Annotated in this window: 16 protein-coding genes and 1 pseudogene; 10 read left to right on the forward strand and 7 right to left on the reverse strand. The window is 65.3% G+C overall.

All coding sequences use genetic code 11. The features are described 5' to 3' along the window. Positions 1 to 196: 196 nt before the first annotated feature. Positions 197 to 1,870, forward strand: a complete 1,674-nt coding sequence (locus FJ956_RS20870) for a cyclic nucleotide-binding domain-containing thioredoxin-disulfide reductase (RefSeq protein WP_140681004.1) — start codon at positions 197 to 199, stop codon at positions 1,868 to 1,870. Continuing rightward, complete coding sequence (locus tag FJ956_RS20875) at positions 1,870 to 2,175, forward strand: UBP-type zinc finger domain-containing protein (protein ID WP_140681002.1); 306 nt, start codon at positions 1,870 to 1,872, stop codon at positions 2,173 to 2,175. The genes FJ956_RS20870 and FJ956_RS20875 overlap by 1 nt, the downstream gene beginning before the upstream one ends. A 10-nt stretch (positions 2,176 to 2,185) precedes the next feature. Here FJ956_RS20875 and FJ956_RS20880 read toward each other — a convergent pair whose 3' ends face one another. Then, the gene (locus tag FJ956_RS20880) at positions 2,186 to 2,362 is read right to left on the reverse strand and encodes a hypothetical protein (protein ID WP_140681000.1); all 177 of its coding nucleotides are present in this window, start codon (positions 2,360 to 2,362) and stop codon (positions 2,186 to 2,188) included. A gap of 134 nt (positions 2,363 to 2,496) precedes the next feature. Between FJ956_RS20880 and FJ956_RS20885 the strand changes: the two genes are divergently transcribed. Together FJ956_RS20885 and FJ956_RS20890 are read left to right on the forward strand one after the other, a co-directional pair. Next, complete coding sequence (locus tag FJ956_RS20885) at positions 2,497 to 2,790, forward strand: DUF1778 domain-containing protein (protein ID WP_140681137.1); 294 nt, start codon at positions 2,497 to 2,499, stop codon at positions 2,788 to 2,790. After that, positions 2,787 to 3,293: a GNAT family N-acetyltransferase gene (locus FJ956_RS20890; RefSeq protein ID WP_140680998.1), complete on the forward strand. Its 507-nt coding sequence runs from the start codon at positions 2,787 to 2,789 to the stop codon at positions 3,291 to 3,293. The genes FJ956_RS20885 and FJ956_RS20890 overlap by 4 nt, the downstream gene beginning before the upstream one ends. Positions 3,294 to 3,693: 400 nt before the next feature. Here the strand turns inward: FJ956_RS20890 and FJ956_RS20895 are convergent, their stop codons facing one another. The 5 genes from FJ956_RS20895 to FJ956_RS20920 form a co-directional block, all read right to left on the reverse strand. Next, on the reverse strand, positions 3,694 to 4,500 hold the full coding sequence (locus FJ956_RS20895; RefSeq protein WP_140680996.1) for an aspartate/glutamate racemase family protein: 807 nt from the start codon (positions 4,498 to 4,500) through the stop codon (positions 3,694 to 3,696). Between the two features lie 39 nt (positions 4,501 to 4,539). After that, positions 4,540 to 5,781: a D-amino acid dehydrogenase gene (locus FJ956_RS20900; RefSeq protein ID WP_140680994.1), complete on the reverse strand. Its 1,242-nt coding sequence runs from the start codon at positions 5,779 to 5,781 to the stop codon at positions 4,540 to 4,542. A gap of 157 nt (positions 5,782 to 5,938) precedes the next feature. After that, entirely contained in the window at positions 5,939 to 7,105 is a 1,167-nt protein-coding gene (locus FJ956_RS20905; RefSeq protein ID WP_140680992.1) for a cystathionine gamma-synthase, read from the reverse strand. Beyond that, positions 7,102 to 8,538: a pyridoxal-phosphate dependent enzyme gene (locus FJ956_RS20910; protein ID WP_140680990.1), complete on the reverse strand. Its 1,437-nt coding sequence runs from the start codon at positions 8,536 to 8,538 to the stop codon at positions 7,102 to 7,104. The genes FJ956_RS20905 and FJ956_RS20910 overlap by 4 nt, the downstream gene beginning before the upstream one ends. A gap of 468 nt (positions 8,539 to 9,006) precedes the next feature. Then, entirely contained in the window at positions 9,007 to 10,347 is a 1,341-nt protein-coding gene (locus FJ956_RS20920; protein WP_140684659.1) for an FAD/NAD(P)-binding protein, read from the reverse strand. Positions 10,348 to 10,991: 644 nt separating this feature from the next. Here FJ956_RS20920 and FJ956_RS20925 point away from each other — a divergent pair. From FJ956_RS20925 to FJ956_RS20945, 5 genes and pseudogenes are all read left to right on the forward strand, one after another. Continuing rightward, positions 10,992 to 11,477, forward strand: a pseudogene (locus FJ956_RS20925) (ABC transporter substrate-binding protein); the annotation flags it as partial. 526 nt (positions 11,478 to 12,003) lie between these two features. Further along, positions 12,004 to 12,975 (forward strand): sulfonate ABC transporter substrate-binding protein, encoded by a 972-nt coding sequence (locus FJ956_RS20930; protein WP_140684660.1) that lies wholly within the window; start codon positions 12,004 to 12,006, stop codon positions 12,973 to 12,975. Positions 12,976 to 13,050: 75 nt separating this feature from the next. Further along, the gene (ssuD, locus tag FJ956_RS20935; protein WP_140684661.1) at positions 13,051 to 14,208 is read left to right on the forward strand and encodes an FMNH2-dependent alkanesulfonate monooxygenase; all 1,158 of its coding nucleotides are present in this window, start codon (positions 13,051 to 13,053) and stop codon (positions 14,206 to 14,208) included. Further along, positions 14,205 to 14,984, forward strand: a complete 780-nt coding sequence (locus FJ956_RS20940) for an ABC transporter permease subunit (protein WP_140684662.1) — start codon at positions 14,205 to 14,207, stop codon at positions 14,982 to 14,984. The genes ssuD and FJ956_RS20940 overlap by 4 nt, the downstream gene beginning before the upstream one ends. Positions 14,985 to 14,991: 7 nt before the next feature. Next, positions 14,992 to 15,789 carry an ATP-binding cassette domain-containing protein gene (locus FJ956_RS20945; RefSeq protein ID WP_140684663.1) on the forward strand — a complete coding sequence of 266 codons (798 nt, stop codon included), beginning with the start codon at positions 14,992 to 14,994 and terminating at the stop codon, positions 15,787 to 15,789. 46 nt (positions 15,790 to 15,835) lie between these two features. On the opposite strand, the gene FJ956_RS20950 is transcribed toward FJ956_RS20945, so the two are convergent. Then, positions 15,836 to 16,021 carry a hypothetical protein gene (locus FJ956_RS20950; RefSeq protein WP_140684664.1) on the reverse strand — a complete coding sequence of 62 codons (186 nt, stop codon included), beginning with the start codon at positions 16,019 to 16,021 and terminating at the stop codon, positions 15,836 to 15,838. Positions 16,022 to 16,331: 310 nt separating this feature from the next. Between FJ956_RS20950 and FJ956_RS20955 the strand changes: the two genes are divergently transcribed. Further along, positions 16,332 to 16,694 carry a septal ring lytic transglycosylase RlpA family protein gene (locus FJ956_RS20955; protein WP_095767965.1) on the forward strand — a complete coding sequence of 121 codons (363 nt, stop codon included), beginning with the start codon at positions 16,332 to 16,334 and terminating at the stop codon, positions 16,692 to 16,694. Positions 16,695 to 16,913 lie beyond the last annotated feature (219 nt).

Below are 16,913 nucleotides of genomic sequence, written 5' to 3' on the forward strand. Positions count from 1 at the left end.
ATCCATGCCGTGACGTCGAGGCGTTGCAGCGGTGCAGAATTCCGATCCGCCGCGCCCTTCGGCCAAGGTCACGCCATGGATCCTCGGGTCAAGCCCGAGGATGACGACGGCGTGTAGGCCGTCACCAACCTCCCCTTCCGGCCAGTCCTCCAACAAACCGCTTCAAACCCACTGCCCCGGGCGCTACGGTCGGCCCATGGCCCCTTCCGTCAGCCCGACCGTCGCCGCCCGACGCGACCAGATGTTTCCCGTGCTCACCGATGCGGATATCGAGCGCATGCGCCGCTTTGGCGAGGCGCGCGACTATGCCGCCGGCGATCATATCGTGACGGCCGGCAAGGTTTCGCCAGGCGTGATCCTCATCCTGTCGGGCAAGGTCGACATCACCCAGGCCGGCGGGATCGGCCGGGCTGAGCCGATCATCAGCTACGGCGCCGGCAATTTCGTCGGCGAGCTGGCGCAGTTGTCGAACCGGCCTTCGCTGGTCAATGCAGAGGCGAACGGACCGGTCGAGGCCATCGTCATCCCCTCGCAGCGGCTGCGCGACCTGATGGTGCAGGAGGCCAATCTCGGCGAGCGCGTCATGCGGGCGCTGATCCTGCGCCGCGTCGGCCTGCTCGAAAGCGGCGCCAGTGGGCCGGTCGTCATCGGCCCGCCCGGCAATGGCGACGTGCTGCGGCTGCAAGGCTTTCTGCGGCGCAGCGGGCTTCCCCATCGTGCTCTCGATTCCGACACCGACCCCTGCGCAAAAACGCTGATCGAGCGTTTCCATGTCGACCCGCATCATCTGCCGATCGTGCTTTGCCCCAACGGCAAGCTGATGCACAATCCGGGCGAGACCGAGCTTGCCCGCTGCGTCGGCCTGCTGCAGCCGATCGATGCCGGCAAAGTCTATGACGTGGCGATCGTCGGCGCCGGGCCGGCGGGGCTGGCGGCGGCGGTCTATGCCGCCTCGGAAGGGCTGTCGACCATCGTGCTCGACTGCCGCGCCTTCGGCGGCCAGGCGGGCGCCTCGGCGCGCATCGAAAACTATCTCGGCTTCCCGACCGGCATCACCGGCATGGCGCTGATGGCGCGCGCCTATAACCAGGCGCAGAAATTCGGCGTCGAGATGGTCATCCCCGACGAGGCGAAGCTGCTGGACGACGCTGGCGACGGCGCCCGCTACCAGCTTGCCATCGGCGATGGTGAAACAGTGCTCTCACGCGCGGTGGTGATCGCCAGCGGCGCGCGCTACCGCCGCCTCGATATCGCAAACCTCGCGCAGTTCGAGGGCACTTCGGCGCATTACTGGGCCTCGCCGATCGAGGCCAGGCTTTGCCGGGATCAGGAGGTGGCGCTGGTCGGCGCCGGCAATTCGGCGGGACAGGCGGCCGTCTACCTGGCGAGCCAGGTGCGCAAGGTGACGCTCTTGGCGCGCCGTGACAGCCTCGACGCCACCATGTCGCGCTATCTGGTCGAGCGCATCAAGGCGCAGCCCAACATCGAGGTGCTGACGCAGACCGAGGTCGCGGCGCTGGAGGGCAGCGAGGGCAATCTCGAAGCGCTGCGCTGGCGCAACCGCGCGACCGGCGCGGAGACGACGCGCGACATCCGCCACCTCTTCCTGTTCATCGGCGCCGACCCGAACACCGACTGGCTGGCGAATTGCAATGTGGCGCTGGATGCCAAGGGCTTCGTGCGCACCGGACCGGAGACGACACCGGGGCACGGATTGATGGAGACGAGCCGAAGCGGCGTCTTCGCCATCGGCGACGTGCGCTGCGGCTCGACCAAGCGGGTCGCCGCCGCCGTCGGCGAAGGCGCGCAGGTGGTCGCGGCGCTGCATGCCTATCTGGCGCGGAACGGCGAATTGGCGAGGAGAGCGTGATGGATGAATGCCGGCATACGAAGGACATCAAAAAGGTCACGCCGAGCGCGCTGGGCTGCGAGGAATGCCTGAAGAGCGGCTCCTGGTGGGTGCATCTGAGGCTCTGCCGGACCTGCGGTCATGTCGGCTGCTGCGACGACTCGCCCAACCGCCACGCGACAAAGCATTTTCATGCCACGCAGCATCCGATCATCGAAGGCTACGACCCGCCGGAAGGCTGGGGCTGGTGCTTCGTCGACGAGGTTTTTGTCGACCTCGAAGGCGATACGACGCCGCAGAATGGGCCGATCCCGAAGTTTGTTTGAGGGTACGCTTTTAACGCACCGAGCTCGTCACGGTTGGATCGACGGCATCGGGCACGGATTTGCGATCGTTGCCGGCGAGGATGCCGATGAGGAGAAGGCTGAGCACGACCGGCACAAACAGGATGGCGACGCGCGCCTGCACGTAAAAGATGGCGCGCCATTCATTTCGCTTTTCGTCGTTCATCATGCTCGCTCTGTGGTGCCTCCCGGAGAGGGGACATAGAGACGAAGCGTTAAACATCTCCTTCCGATTCGGTTAATGCGGATAGCCCGTACACGATGGGTAATGACAGTGTCATTACGATCTGCTATTCTCAGACCATGAAACACGAGTCGCCCGACGAAGCTTCCAAGAGAAGCACGCTAAATATCCGCATCAAGCCCGAAGAGCGCGGCCTGATCGACGAGGCCGCGCGCGTGCTTGGCAAGACGCGAACGGATTTCATTCTCGATGCCGCCCGGCGTATGGCCGAGGATACGTTGCTTGACAGGACGCTCATCAAAGTCTCGCCGGAGGCCTATGCGGAATTTCTTGCCTTGCTCGATGCGCCAGCCAAACCCAATGAGCGGCTCTCCCGGCTGATGAACGCACCTCTTCCCTGGAAGAGCACGTGACGATCCAGCCGCCTGTGCCGCTGGACCGGAGCCATGATCTATCCTCATTCTCATCCGGTGCTCCGGTTCTCGACGATTGGCTCAAGCGTCGGGCGTTGGCCAATCAGGATAGCGGCGCGACGAGGACGTTCGTCGTCGGCCTGAATACAAGGATCGTTGCCTATTACGCGCTCGCCTCTGGCAGTGTCATTGCGAGTCAGGCGCCGGGCCGCTTCCGCCGCAACATGCCAGATCCAATTCCGGTCGCCATTCTTGCGCGGCTCGCAATCGATGTTTCCCACCAGCGCAGTGGGCTCGGCCGGGCGCTGGTGCAAGACGCGGCTCGTCGGGTGATGAATGCGGCGCAATCGCTTGGCATTCGCGGTGTCTTGGTCCACGCGATCTCTGAAGAAGCGCAAACCTTCTATACGAAGCTGGGGTTCAGTCCCTCGCCTTTGAACCCGATGACACTGATGGTTTCGCTGGCCGATTTGCGTCAGACGATTGCCGAACCGAATACCTGACTGTATCCCGCCAGCCATCCAAACGCCCGCCGCAGAAACGCGGTGCCGTTTCCCGCACCGGCTCGCCATGCGCCCCGACTCCCATGCGCGCGGATCGCTCCGACGACGCCGTTGAAGCGTAGCAGTCGCATGCGTCGGACATTGGCCGAGACGCCCATCTGCATCGTCATCCACGGGCGGAGCGGGAGCGAAGCGGACGCGCAGACCCGAGGATCCATTCCGTGACGTCGAGGCGTCGCCACGGTGCAGAATTCTGCTCCGCTGCGCTCTTCGATCAAAGTCACGGAATGGATTCCAGGGTCTCCGCGACGCCGCTTCGCGGCTGCTCCGCCCTGGAATGACGAGGTTGAGAGGGGCAGCCAATCGCCAGCGTTTGCGCTGTGTCGACGAAACCAGCCTCTCACACGGCTTTCAGCGCAAACAGTCGGCCGCCAGCCGGCACGACGTCGTCGATGCCGGCGAGCCGCAGGCAGTGCCAGGCCATGGCGTGATTGGAGGACGTGACCGGAATGCCGATGTGCCGTTCCAGATCGGCGACCGCCTCGGCGACGCGCAGGCTGGTGCAGGAGATGAAGATCGCTTCGACGCCCGGCACTTCAGCCATGCGTTCGGCCGCCGCCTCGATCGAGGCGAGCGAGATGCGGGCCGCCTCTCGGTCGTCGCGGCGGTCGAAGGTGGCGACGGCCGCGATGTCGAGGCCGCGTCCGGTGAAATAGCGGACGAGGCCCTGGTTGATCTCGGGCGCATAGGGCGTGAGCAGGCCGATGCCCTTGGCGCCCAATGCCTTGAAGGCGGCCAAGGCACCGGTGACCGGGGTGGTGCAGGCGACGCCCGGCCGGGCCTTCCTGATCTCGGCGAAGACGGCGTCCTCGCCGAGCGTCATGGTCGCCGAGGTGCAGCCGAAGCCGACGACGTCGAGCGGGATGCTGGGCAGGATCAGGTCGACGGTCGGCGCGATGCGCGGGCCCATGGCGCGCAAAGTGTCGGGCGTGATATCGTTGTCGTTGAACAGACGCGCCTCGTAGAAGGCGACGCCCGGAATGCGGACCAGGGCGCGGAACTCATGCTCCAGCGTCTGATCGGTGGCGAGGATCGCGAGGCCGATCGCGGCGCGCGAGGCGAGGCCGCCATCGATCTCCGACGGCAACACGCCAAGATCGACGGGTCCCGAGGATTGAGGGCGGGTAGCGGCCGCGCTGACAGACATGGCATTCCCTTTCTTGTCGGAGCGGGATCGATCCCGCTCTCAGTTCAAAAGTCCATCCATCGATATGGCCGGCTTGCGGCCGGCGATCAGGTCGGCGGTGATGCGGGCGGAGCCATGCGACATGGTCCAGCCGATATGGCCGTGCCCGGTGTTGAGATAGAGGTTGCACAAGCGCCGCTGGCCGAATTCGGGCAAATTGTTGGGGGTCATGGGCCGCAGGCCAGCCCACATCTCGGCGCGGTCGTAATCGGCGCCTTCGGGATAAAGTTCCTCGGTCACGCCTTTCATGAAGGCGAAATCGGACGGCTTGTGGCTGGTGTCGTAGCCCGCGAATTCCGCCGTGGCGGTGACGCGCAGCCGGTCGCCAAAGCGCGAGACGGCGACCAGATTGTGCTCGTCTATTGCCGCGATGGTTGGCGGCGCCGGCCGGTTGCCGATGGGAATGGTCAGCGAATAGCCCTTGACCGGATAGATCGGCAGGCTGATGCCGATGGTCCTGGCGATCAGCGGGCTGTAGGAGCCGAGTGCCAGCACATAGGCGTCGCCCTTGACCGCGCCCTTGTCCGTCAGCACCTGCGCGACGCCGTCTCTGGAAGTCTCTATGCCGATGATGGTCGTGCCGGTGCGGATCTCGCCGCCGCGCTCGACCACCCTGGCGGCAAGCGCGCGGGTGAATTTCGCCGGGTCGCCGGTCTCGTCGGTCGGGCAATGAATGCCGCCGGCGATTTTTTCCTTGGCCGAAGCCAGTGACGGATCGAGCGCGACGATGGCGTCGCGATCGAGCACCTTGATCAGCTGACCGTCGGATTCGAGCAGCCGCATATGCTCGACGCCTTTGTCGAGCGCCTGCTGGCTGCGATAGAAATAGAGGATGCCGCGATCGTTGCGGTCGTAGTCGATCCGCTCGTCGGCGACGACCTCTTGCAGGACTGACTGCGAATAGACGGCGAGCCGATGCTTGAGCAGCGTGTTGCGCCTCGCCTTTTCCGCCGTGCATTCCATCAGGAACAGCCACGACCAGCTGTAGAGCCGGGGATCGGCCGAAAGCTTGAAGCGCAGCGCCTGGTCCCTCAGCACCAGCGATTTCAACAGGATCATCGGTGCCCTGGGCGACGACCAGACGAAGGAATGTCCCGGCGCGATCATGCCGGCATTGCCCCAGCTGGTCTCGGCCGCGACCTGAGGCTGGCGCTCGAGGATGACCACCTCGTGCCCGTCCTTCTGCAGCTGATAGGCGGTGGTGACGCCGACAACGCCCCCACCCAACACGATCACGCGCATGACGCTTCCGGAGATCGCAAAGCTGGCTCACTGTAAGGTGTAAGCTGCAGTCTGCAATGGCACACATATGGAGATGTCGGCGGGACAGCACCCCTCTCTGGCCTGCCGGCCAGAGGGGGGTGTGACGGAACTCGACGACTGCCCCCAGGACCCTCACCTACCCCAACGCCTGCTCCAGATCCGCGATCAGATCATCGCCGTCCTCGATCCCACACGACAACCGCACCAGCGAGTCCGATATCCCGATCGCGCCGCGCTTTTCCGCCGGGATCGAGCCATGCGTCATCAGCGCCGGGTGCTCGATCAGGCTTTCGACGCCGCCCAGGCTTTCGGCGAGCGTGAAGAGCTGCGTGCGTTCGAGGAAGCGTTTGGTGCCGGCCAGGTCGCGGTCGAGGTCGACCGAGATCATGCCGCCGAAGGCGTGCATCTGCTGGACGGCGATGGAATGCTGCGGGTGGCTGGCGAGGCCTGGATAGATGACCCGGCGGACATCTTTCCGCGTTTCCAGCCATTGCGCTATCTTCAGGCCGTTGGCCGAATGGCGTTCCATCCTGAGCGCCAGGGTCTTGATGCCGCGCAAAGCGAGAAAGCTGTCGAACGGGCCGGAGATAGCGCCGATGGCGTTCTGCAGGAATTTCAGCTGGTCGGCGAGATCCTTGTTGTCGCCAACGATCGCCACGCCGCCGACCATGTCGGAATGGCCGTTGAGATATTTCGTCGTTGAATGCACGACGATGTCGATGCCGAGCTCCAGCGGACGCTGGATATAGGGGCTGCAAAACGTGTTGTCGGCGACGGTGAGCAGTCCCTTGCGCCGGCCGAGTGCCGCGATCGCTTCGAGATCGACGATGCGCAGCAGCGGGTTGGTCGGCGTCTCGACCCAGAGCAGCTTCGTCTCCGGGCGGATCGCCGCTTCGACCGCGGCAAGGTCGGTGAAATCGGCAAAGCTCACCTCAAGGCCGGCCGAGCGCTTGCGCACCCGCTCCATCAGGCGGAACGAGCCGCCATAGATGTCGTCGGTGGCGACGATGTGGGCGCCGGAATCGAGAAGCTCGAGCACCGTCGAGATCGCCGCCAGGCCGGAGGCGAAGGCGAAGGCCCTGGTGCCGCTTTCAAGGTCGGCCACCGCGCGCTCGAAGGCGAAGCGCGTCGGGTTCTGGCTGCGGGCGTACTCAAAACCCTTGTGCACGCCGGGCGACTGCTGGCCGTAGGTGGAGGTGGCATAGATCGGCACCATCACCGCGCCGGTCAGCGGGTCGTGGCTCTGGCCGCCATGGATGGCGCGGGTGGAAAAGGCCAGGCGGTTCTTGCCGGATGTGGTCATTTTGCGCGGCGCCTCAGATGGTTGATCAGGTCGATACGGGTTATCAGGCCGATGAACTCCTCGCCATCGAAGACGATGGCGACCTCGTTGCGGTCGAAGACAGGCAGCAGCGCGTCGAGCGTCTGGCTGGCCTGCAGCGTGTGCAGGTTGGACGTCATGGCCGAGCGTACCGGGCCGTTGAAGCGGTCCCAGCGACCGTCATAGGGGCCGTCGACCTTGGCTAAAATATCGCTCTCGTCGACGATGCCGACCAGCCTGCCCTCGTCCAGCACCGGCAGCTGCGAGACGTCGGAGCGGCGCATGCGGCCATAGGCGTTGAGCAGGCTTTCGTCCGGCCCGACCCAGACCGTGTCGCCGGTGCGGTGCGAGCGCATGACGAGGTCGCGCAGGTCGCCATGCTGCTGGTGCTCGGCCAGGCCTTGCTCGGCCAGCCAGAAATCGTCGAAGACCTTCGACAGATATTTGTTGCCGCTGTCGCAGACGAAGGTGACGACGCGCTTCGGCACCGTCTGCTCGCGGCAATAGCGAAGTGCCGCCGACAGCAGCGTGCCGGAGGACGAGCCGGCCAGGATGCCTTCGCGCGACAACAGATCGCGCACCGCCAGCATGCTCTGCTTGTCGGGAATGGAATAGGCCTTTTTCACCAGCGACAGGTCGGCATTGGGCGGCACGAAATCCTCGCCGATGCCTTCCACCGTCCAGCTGCCGGCCGCTTCCATCTTGCCGGTCTTGATCAGCGGCGCCAGCACCGAGCCGACCGGGTCGGCCAGCACCATCTCGGTCTTCGGCGAATGTTTCGCGAAATAGCGCCCGAGGCCGGTCAGCGTGCCGCCCGAGCCGACGCCGACGACCACCGCGTCGACGTCGCCTTCGAGCTGCGAAAAGATTTCCGGTCCGGTCGTCGTCTCATGCGCCAGCGGGTTGGTGGGGTTGGCGAACTGGTTGGCATAGAAGGCGCCGGGCAGTTCGGCGGCGATCTTCTGCGCCATATCCTGGTAATATTCGGGATGGCCCTTGCCGACGTCGGAGCGGGTCATGCGCACCTCGGCGCCGAGCGCGCGCAGATGCTGGATCTTTTCGCGCGACATCTTGTCGGGCACGACGAGGACGATGCGGTAGCCTTTCGGGATGCCGACCTGGGCAAGGCCGAGGCCGGTGTTGCCGGCGGTCGCTTCGACGATGGTGCCGCCACGCTTCAGCGCGCCCGATTTCTCGGCCGCCGCGATCATCGACAACGCGATGCGGTCCTTGATCGAGCCGCCGGGATTCTGGCTTTCGAGCTTGATGAACAGCCGGCACTTGCCGGTGTCGAACTTGGTCAGCTCGACGACCGGCGTCTGGCCGATCAGGTCGAGCACCGAGGCGTAAGGCGGCTGCAATCTCGACAGATTTGCGTCCGCGCCGCCGGGCGCCGGTTGTCTGTGCTCGCTCATCTCAGATGCCCCATGGAAGCAGTTCGATGCGGGTGTCGCAATCTCGCGCATCCTTGTTGGATCATGATCTTTTCCAAAACCCGGTTCCCACTTTTTGGGATCATGCTCGAACCGCCGGAATCCATTCCGGTTTCGCGGATCGCGCGCTCGTCTTTTCCAGCCCTTTTCATCTGGAAAGAAGATAGATCGTGCCAATCCGGCGGCGAGTGGAGGAATGAAATTTCACGGAGGGTCACCCGATCGCCTCTCCCGTTGACGTTGGCGGGACAGCGCCCCCCTCTGTCCTGCCGGACATCTCCCCCACTTGGGGGGAGATCAGCAGCTTCGCCGACGATGCTCGTCCTGCAACGTTGGTGGTTGGCGAAAGCCGCGATGACGGCCAATCTCCCCACTTGTGGGGAGATGTCCGGCAGGACAGAGGGGGGCGCCGTAGAGTGCCAGGGCTCGGCAACTACACCGGCGAACGCCTCACCCCAGCAACTGCTTGCCCAGCTTGGCGCATTGCACGCGGATGTCGGGGATGGCGTCGATCTCGAAGAAGGTGCCGCGCGTCAGCGGGCCGATGGCGAGCAGCTTCGACGACACCGTGCCGTCGGCCGCGATCAGCTCGCATTTGGCGGTGACATCGAGGCCGAGGCGCAGCGGATCGGGCCGTGCCAGGCCGCGCTCGACCAGCGAGCGCACGACGCCGTTCGACGTCCTCGAAATGTCGCGGGCGATGCCCATGCAGTCATAGATGCGGGCGACGTCCAGGGGCTCGACATCCTGCGTGCCGCGCGGCTGGATTTTCACGGCGAAGCCACCGTTCGCCTCGACGTTCACGACCCTTCCGGCGACGAGGCGGATGCGGCCCGACCTGACCGCCTCGGTGACGCGCGCGTAGACTTCCGGCGCCATGCGATGGCGGTGGATATCCCACCAGGCCTTGGTGTGCTCGACGAAGCGGCGTTTGGCCGACGATGGCCAGCTCTGCCAGATCGTCTGGTTGAACGGCCTCAGGCCATCGACCACGTCGCGCCAGTCGCCGCCGGCCTTCTGGGTCTCGCGGATCAGGTTGCGGAACCAGCCGACGAAATAGGAAAGCTCTGTGCCGAGCGGAATGTCGGCGATATCGAGCTTGATCGGATTGCCCTTGCGGTGCGGCGACGGCAGCAGCCCGCGCCGCGACACCGCGACGACGGCGCCGCGATGGCCGCGCTGTTCCAGCGAGAGAAACGCGTCGACCATGCTCAGGCCGGTGCCGAGCAGCAGCACCTGGGCTTCAGGATCGAGCGTGGTGTCGGCCTCCGTCCCCATCCGGACGGCGTGGCCCTGGAAGGCGCCGGGCTGCTCGTCGTGGCCGGTGGCCAGGACGGCAAGATGCGCCACGACGCTGGTGCCGTTGGCAAGCGCGACCTCGACGCCGGCGGGCGTCGGCGCGATCGACAGGCTCTCCTCGCGGATCAGCCTGAGACGACCGGTGTCGCGCTCGCGTTCCTCCAGGCCCTCGAGCACATCCTGCAGATAGCGGGCATAGAGGCTACGCGGCGCATAGAACGGCCCCTGGTCCGGCCTAGCGAGGCCGCGTTCCAGCACCCAGCGCGCGAAATGCGTCGGGTCGTCGGCATAGGCGCTCATGCCGGAGGCGTTGACATTGAGCACATGCGCCGAAAGCAGCGTCGAATAGGCCATGCCCTGGCCGAAATGCGGCCGCTTCTCGATCAGCGTGACGCGCAGGTCCGGATTGGGCGATTTCAAAAGATGCGCGGCCAGCACGACGCCGCTGGCGCCGCCGCCGACAATGATGATGGAATTGGCGCGTCCAACCATGACTGCTAGCCGAAACGCAGCGATCAGCGCTCGGCGAGCGCCGCGGGCGGCCTCGGCCGCAAGCCACGAACGATCGCCGGAACGGTCTTTTGAAGGTCGCGCATCGTTCTCTCACTCCCAATGTTGATAAGATTACTATACTAACCGAGCTGGGCACGAAACCGGCGTTCCAATTGCCGCTCCGTTTGAGGCATGGATTTCCCCAGATGGCGTGACAGGCGGATTTTCGTTCGGCCCGCGAGTCGCAGCCTGCGTTCCTTCGTCATTCTAGGGCGGAGTGACGCGAAGCGGAGCGTAGACCCTGGAATCCATGCCGTTACATCCATGATAGGCACTACGGTGCAGAACGAAGGCCTCGCGCGACACCGGATAGTTTGCACCGTAGCATCGCTTCCATGTCACGGCATGGATTCCAGGGTCTGCGCGCGTCGCTTCGCTCCTTGCTTCGCCCTAGAATGACGAAAAGCGCAGGTTGCCGCCTGTTACGGCACCCCACGACCGTCCTTTTGCGCCCATTCCGCCGGTACCCGGCGACACTTTTCCAACAAAGCGCGCTTCGTTGGAAGGATTTAACTCTACAAACCCGATAGAATTAACGGACGCTAGAAAGGCAATCCAGTTTCTCAGGCGTATGGAGCCTTTCAATGTCAATCCTTTCACGACGCATCGTGCTTTTCTCGTCGGCGGCGCTTACGGCCGCCGCTCTTCTCGGCCCGGCCGGCGCCGAGGATCTCAAGATCACCATCGGCTACCAGACGGTGGTCGAGCCTTCGAAGGTGCCGCAGGCCGACGGCGCCTATGAAAAGGCGACCAAGGCGGCGATCGACTGGCGCAAGTTCGATTCCGGCGCCGACGTCATCGCCGCGATCGCCTCCGGCTCGGTCGATATCGGCTATGTCGGCTCGAGCCCGCTTGCCGCGGCCGCCAGCCGCGAATTACCGATCCAGACCATCTTCGTCGTCGGCCTGATCGGTCCGTCGGAGGCACTGGTCGCCCGCAACGGCGCCGGCATCGAGAAGGTCGCCGACCTCGCCGGCAAGAAGGTTGCCGTGCCGTTCGTCTCGACCACGCATTACAGCCTGCTCGCGGCGCTGAAGCATGAAGGCGTCGACCCGAAGTCGGTCCAGATCCGACGCCGGTGCCGTTTGCCGGCGAACGCGACCGCCTGCCGCCCCGCGACGAGAGCTTCTACTGGGCCTGGCAGTACTGGTCGCAGTGAGCTGGTCGTCATCGCGCGCTAGCCCCTGCGACTTCGTCATTCTAGGGCGGAGCAAGGAGCGAAGCGACGCGCGCAGACCCGAGGATCCATGCCGTTACGCCTGCCGAAGAGCACGGCGGTCCAGAAAAGGAGGGCATGCGCTGGTGCAGCGGTGCCGATACCTGCACCGCTGCGGCGCCTCGAAGTCACGGCATGGATCCTCGGGTCTGCGCGCGTCGCTTCGCTCCTTGCTCCGCCCGTGGATGACGAACGGAGGGGCGCCTCGGCTAATCTCCGAGGTAATGCCCGAGGATGGCGACACCGGGTTATGCGCAGAAAATAAATTCCATCCTATCCGCGAACTCGCAAGATCGTTCCTCTACTAACTTTATAGATTTACCTAGCCTGACCTCATTCCAAGCGACCCGGCAGCCCCGGGCCATCGAAGGAGAGGGGTCATGTTCAATCCGACGAGACGCGCTTTCGGCGTCGGCCTGCTGGCAGCGGCGGCCTTTGCCACATCCTTTGGGACGACATCCTCCGGCGCCGCGGCGCAGGAACTCAAGGCGTTCAACATCGGCTACCAGAAGACCGGCCTGCCGGTCATCGCCAGGCAGCAGCAGATCATCGAAAAGGCGCTGGCCGACAAGGGTGTGGCGGTGAAATGGGTCGAGTTCACCGCCGGCCCGCCGCTGGTGGAGGCCTTGAATGTCGGCGCCATCGACGTCGGCTGGACGGGCGACGCGCCGCCGATCTTCGGCCAGTCGGCCGGCGCCAACATCGTCTATGCCGCGGCGCTACCGTCGAATGGCGACGGCGAGGCGATCTTCGTCAAGCCGGCCTCGCCGATCCAGTCGCTGGCCGATCTCAAGGGCAAGCGCATCGGGGTCGGCAAGGGCACCAGCGCGCATAATCTGCTGGTCGCGGCGCTGGAGAAAACCGGCATCGCGTTCGACCAGGTCACACCGGTCTATCTCAGCCCGGCCGACGCGGCCGCCGCCTTCGCCAGCGACCAGATCGACGCCTGGGCGGTGTGGGATCCTTTCTTCGCCATCGCCGAGACCCGCTACCAGCCGCGCGTGCTCGCCCGCTCCAGCGACGTGCTCAAGGTCAACACTTATTTCCTGGCCAACAAGGATTTCGCCAAGGCTCATCCGGATTTCGTCTCGACGACGATCGCCGCGCTTGGCGACGCGGCGAAATGGGCCGACCAGAACCGCGACAAGGTGGCCGAGGCGCTGCATGAGGTGACCGGCGTGCCGCTCGACGCGCAGACGATCGCCGCCAACCGCACCAAGTTCGGCATCTTCCCGATCACCGACGAGATCGTCGCCGGCCAGCAGGCGACGGCCGACCGCTTCTTCAAGCTCGGGCTGATCCCGAAAGCGGTGCGGATATCCGAGGCCGTCTGGACCGCGCCGGGCAATTGATTTTCGGCCACGGCGCCGGGCCGCGAACGCCCGGCGCCGCCGCGTTTTCGACTTGTCTTCTCCCAGGTATCAGCCATGACCGCATCAGCCAGCCCGCTCGATTTCTTCTGGTTCATCCCGACGCATGGCGACGGTTCCTATCTCGGCACCGAGAAACAGCAGCGTCCGCCCGAATTCGGCTACTTCAAGGAGATCGCGCAGGCGGTCGACCGGCTGGGTTTCCCCGGCGTGCTCTTGCCCACCGGCCAGAACTGCGAGGATTCCTGGATCACCGCCACCGGCCTTGCGACGCTGACCGAAAGGCTGAAATTCCTCGTCGCGCTGAGACCCGGCGTGACGCTGCCGACCTTCGCGGCGCGCCAGACCGCGGCGCTCGACCGGCTGAGCAACGGCCGGCTGCTGCTCAATGTCGTGGTCGGCGGCAATCCGACCGAGCTTGCCGGCGACGGCGTGTTCCTGCCGCATGACGAGCGCTATGCGCAGGCGCAGGAATTCCTCACCATCTGGCGCGGGCTGGTGTCCGGCGAGCGGGTGAATTTCGACGGTAAATACTATCGTGTCGAGAACGGCCGCCTCGATCTCTTGCCGCTGCAGGAGCGGCCGCCGCTCTATTTCGGCGGCTCTTCCGACGCCGGACAGGAGCTCGCGGCAGACCTCGTCGACATGTATCTGACCTGGGGCGAGCCGCCGGCGCAGGTTGCAGGCAAGATCGCAGCGGCGCGCGAGAAGGCGGCGCGGCGCGGCCGCAAGCTGCGTTTCGGCATCAGGCTGCATTTCATCGTGCGCGAGACCGAGGACGAGGCCTGGCGCGCCGCCGAGCGGCTGATCAGCCATGTCACCGACGCGCAGATCGAGAACGCCCAGGCGCGCTTCCTCAAGGAGATGGATTCGGTCGGGCAGCGGCGCATGGCCGAACTGCATGGCGGCCGGCGCGACCGGCTCGTCGTCTCGCCGAACCTTTGGGCCGGCGTCGGGCTGGTGCGCGGCGGCGCCGGCACGGCGCTGGTCGGCACGCCCGAGCAGATCGTCGAGCGCATCCGCGAATACCAGGCGATCGGCATCGACACCATCATCGGTTCCGGCTACCCGCATCTCGAGGAAGCCTACCGCGTCGCCGAGCTCCTGTTCCCGCGGCTCGGCCTCGGCACGCAGCGGCAGCGGGCGCACAAGGACATCGCCAACGAGTTCTCTGTCGGCTTCCATGGCGCCGGCCGCCTGCAGGCGGCGTCATGAGCCTGGCGGCGCGCATCGCCGGCAACAGCCTTGCCGGCTGGCTGCTGCCGGCGGCAATCATCGCGGGGTGGGAGATCGCCAGCCGCGCGGGCCTCATCCCGGCCAATGTGCTGCCGGCGCCAAGCGCGGTCGCCGAGGCGTTCTGGCGGCTGACCCTGTCGGGCGAGCTGATCCGCAACATCGGCGTCTCCACCTTGCGCGCGCTATCGGGCTTCGCCATCGGCGGCTCGATCGGCTTCGCGCTCGGCCTCGCCAACGGATTGTCGACGCTGAGCCGCGGGCTGACCGACACCACGCTGCAGATGATCCGCAACATCCCGCATCTGGCGCTGATCCCACTGGTCATCCTGTGGTTCGGCATCGACGAGGAAGCAAAACTCTTCCTGGTGGCGCTCGGCGTCTTCTTCCCGATCTACGTCAACACGCTGCTCGGCATCCAGGGCGTCGATCCGCAGCTGGTCGAGATGGGCCGCGTCTACGGGCTCGACAGGCGCGCCCTGTTCTTCCGGGTGATCCTGCCCGGCGCGCTGCCGTCGATCTTCGTCGGCCTGCGCTATGCGCTGGGCATCATGTGGCTGACGCTGATCGTCGCCGAAACGATCGCGGCCAGCTCCGGCCTCGGCTACATGGCCATGCAGGCGCGCGAGTTCCTTCTGATCGACGTCGTGGTGCTGTCGATCCTGATCTACGCGCTGCTCGGCAAGCTCGCCGACAGCCTGGCCCGCCTGCTCGAGCGCCTGTCGCTCGGCTGGCATCCCGCGTTCCAGAAAAGGTGAGAACAAGATGCCGGCCGCCACCCTCACCGCCGCACGCTCCCTCGTCGCCACGCCGGCGCGGCCGATCGGCTCGGTCGAAGGCCGCCGGGCCTTCGCGTTCAAGGAGGTCGGAAAACGCTTCGGCGACAAGATCGTGCTCGACGGCATCGACCTCGACGTGCGGGCCGGGCAATTCGTGGCTGTCATCGGCAAGAGCGGCTGCGGCAAGAGCACGCTGCTTCGTCTGCTCGCCGGGCTCGACCGTCCGAGCAGCGGTTCGCTGACCTTGGGCGCCGGCGAGGAAGGCCACAGCCGCACGCGCTTCATGTTCCAGGAACCGCGCTTGCTGCCCTGGATGAGCGTGGTGAGAAATGTCGAGATCGGACTGACCGGCATCGCCGGCGGCACCGAGGCCAGGCAGCGGGCGCTTGCCATGCTGGCCGAGGTCGGGCTGGCCGATCGCGCCGATGAGTGGCCTTCGGTGCTGTCGGGCGGCCAGAAGCAGCGTGTGGCGCTTGCCCGCGCCCTGGTCGGCCAGCCGCAGATCCTGGCGCTCGATGAGCCGCTCGGCGCGCTGGACGCGCTGACCCGTATCGAGATGCAGCAGCTTCTGGAACGGATATGGCTCAACCAGAGGTTCACCGCCGTGCTGGTGACGCATGATGTCGGCGAAGCCGTGGCGCTCGCCGACCGCGTCGTGGTGATCGGCGAAGGCCGGATCGCTCTCGATCTCGACGTGCCGGTGGCGCGGCCCCGCCGGCACGGCTCGGCGGAGCTTGCCCGGATCGAGGGCGCCATCCTGGATCATCTGTTCGGCCGAGGTTGAGCGGCGCCGGCCGCGCGCCGGCGAATCACAAATCACATGCGCAAGGTCAGATGCGCGAGCGGTTCGCCCAGCGCAGCCCGACAATGCCGGCCAACATGGTGACGAGGCCGATATAGAGCCATTGCGTCTGGCCGGTCATGAAGCTGCCCCCGACGAGGCCGAGACCTTGCAGCGACCACAGCGCACCCAACCCCAGCACAATCAGCGCCAGCACAAACCTGATCAATCGCATCGGCTTGACCCTCTCCGGAAGTCGATCCTGAACGGCAATGGGGACGCAACAAAAGACGCCGAGGAACCGAAGCAGTTCCGTCCCCCTGTACTTCAAATCCTGACGACCGATGTTGGCCGGAACGATCCGGATATCGGTCCGATATTCATTGAGAATACGCCTTACCGGTGCCGGAAATATCATGACAAACTGTTTCGCGGCGACTCCAAACGTGTGCCGTCGCCATGGAACCGCCAGATCAATGCCGCATTTCCCGCCTCATTCGGCACTTAACGGCGGGGCCTACCTCTAACGGAGCCACCCCCAAAGCATGAAGAAAACCAACCAGACCGCGCTTGTCGCGGTAACGATCGCGGCTGGCCTGATGGCCGGCGCCTCGTCCGCTTCCTCCGCCGCCGCGCAGTGCGGCCGCGCTTCCTGGTATGCGCTGCATTCCAGAACCGCCTCAGGGGAACGCATGAACCCCTCGGCACTGACTGCCGCCCATCGCTCCTTGCCCTTCGGCACCAAGCTCAGGGTCACCAACAAGAACAACGGCCGCAGCGTTGTCGTGCGCATCAACGATCGCGGTCCGTTCGTGAAGGGACGCATGCTCGATCTTTCCCGCGGCGCCGCCGGCCAGCTGGGCTTCATCGGCTCGGGCCATACCGCCGTCTGCATGGCGCGCGTCTGATACACACCCATCGCGATCGTTGGGCGGCTTCAACCAATCCCCGGCGTATGCGCTGATTTCACGGTTGCGGATCATGGCCGGTGTCCGGCATGAGGTGCCGGACACATATCCTTCACATTTCTGCAGCGCACATTGAGCCGGCTCGCCCGCTCAAGGCCGATTTTCAACAGGTTGAACCAAAGAAGCATTCGTCAGACAAAATGACGTATTGCATCGCAA

It is taken from the genome of Mesorhizobium sp. B2-4-3 (assembly GCF_006442815.1).
Taxonomy (GTDB): Bacteria; Pseudomonadota; Alphaproteobacteria; order Rhizobiales; family Rhizobiaceae; genus Mesorhizobium.

Coding starts and splice junctions, on each gene's coding strand:
- FJ956_RS20870 (WP_140681004.1), top strand. CDS start 197: ATGGCCCCTTCCGTCAGCCCGACCGTCGCCGCCCGACGCGACCAGATG.
- FJ956_RS20875 (WP_140681002.1), top strand. CDS start 1,870: ATGGATGAATGCCGGCATACGAAGGACATCAAAAAGGTCACGCCGAGC.
- FJ956_RS20880 (WP_140681000.1), bottom strand. CDS start 2,362: ATGATGAACGACGAAAAGCGAAATGAATGGCGCGCCATCTTTTACGTG.
- FJ956_RS20885 (WP_140681137.1), top strand. CDS start 2,497: ATGAAACACGAGTCGCCCGACGAAGCTTCCAAGAGAAGCACGCTAAAT.
- FJ956_RS20895 (WP_140680996.1), bottom strand. CDS start 4,500: ATGTCTGTCAGCGCGGCCGCTACCCGCCCTCAATCCTCGGGACCCGTC.
- FJ956_RS20900 (WP_140680994.1), bottom strand. CDS start 5,781: ATGCGCGTGATCGTGTTGGGTGGGGGCGTTGTCGGCGTCACCACCGCC.
- FJ956_RS20905 (WP_140680992.1), bottom strand. CDS start 7,105: ATGACCACATCCGGCAAGAACCGCCTGGCCTTTTCCACCCGCGCCATC.
- FJ956_RS20910 (WP_140680990.1), bottom strand. CDS start 8,538: ATGAGCGAGCACAGACAACCGGCGCCCGGCGGCGCGGACGCAAATCTG.
- FJ956_RS20920 (WP_140684659.1), bottom strand. CDS start 10,347: ATGGTTGGACGCGCCAATTCCATCATCATTGTCGGCGGCGGCGCCAGC.
- FJ956_RS20930 (WP_140684660.1), top strand. CDS start 12,004: ATGTTCAATCCGACGAGACGCGCTTTCGGCGTCGGCCTGCTGGCAGCG.
- ssuD (WP_140684661.1), top strand. CDS start 13,051: ATGACCGCATCAGCCAGCCCGCTCGATTTCTTCTGGTTCATCCCGACG.
- FJ956_RS20940 (WP_140684662.1), top strand. CDS start 14,205: ATGAGCCTGGCGGCGCGCATCGCCGGCAACAGCCTTGCCGGCTGGCTG.
- FJ956_RS20945 (WP_140684663.1), top strand. CDS start 14,992: ATGCCGGCCGCCACCCTCACCGCCGCACGCTCCCTCGTCGCCACGCCG.
- FJ956_RS20950 (WP_140684664.1), bottom strand. CDS start 16,021: ATGCGATTGATCAGGTTTGTGCTGGCGCTGATTGTGCTGGGGTTGGGT.
- FJ956_RS20955 (WP_095767965.1), top strand. CDS start 16,332: ATGAAGAAAACCAACCAGACCGCGCTTGTCGCGGTAACGATCGCGGCT.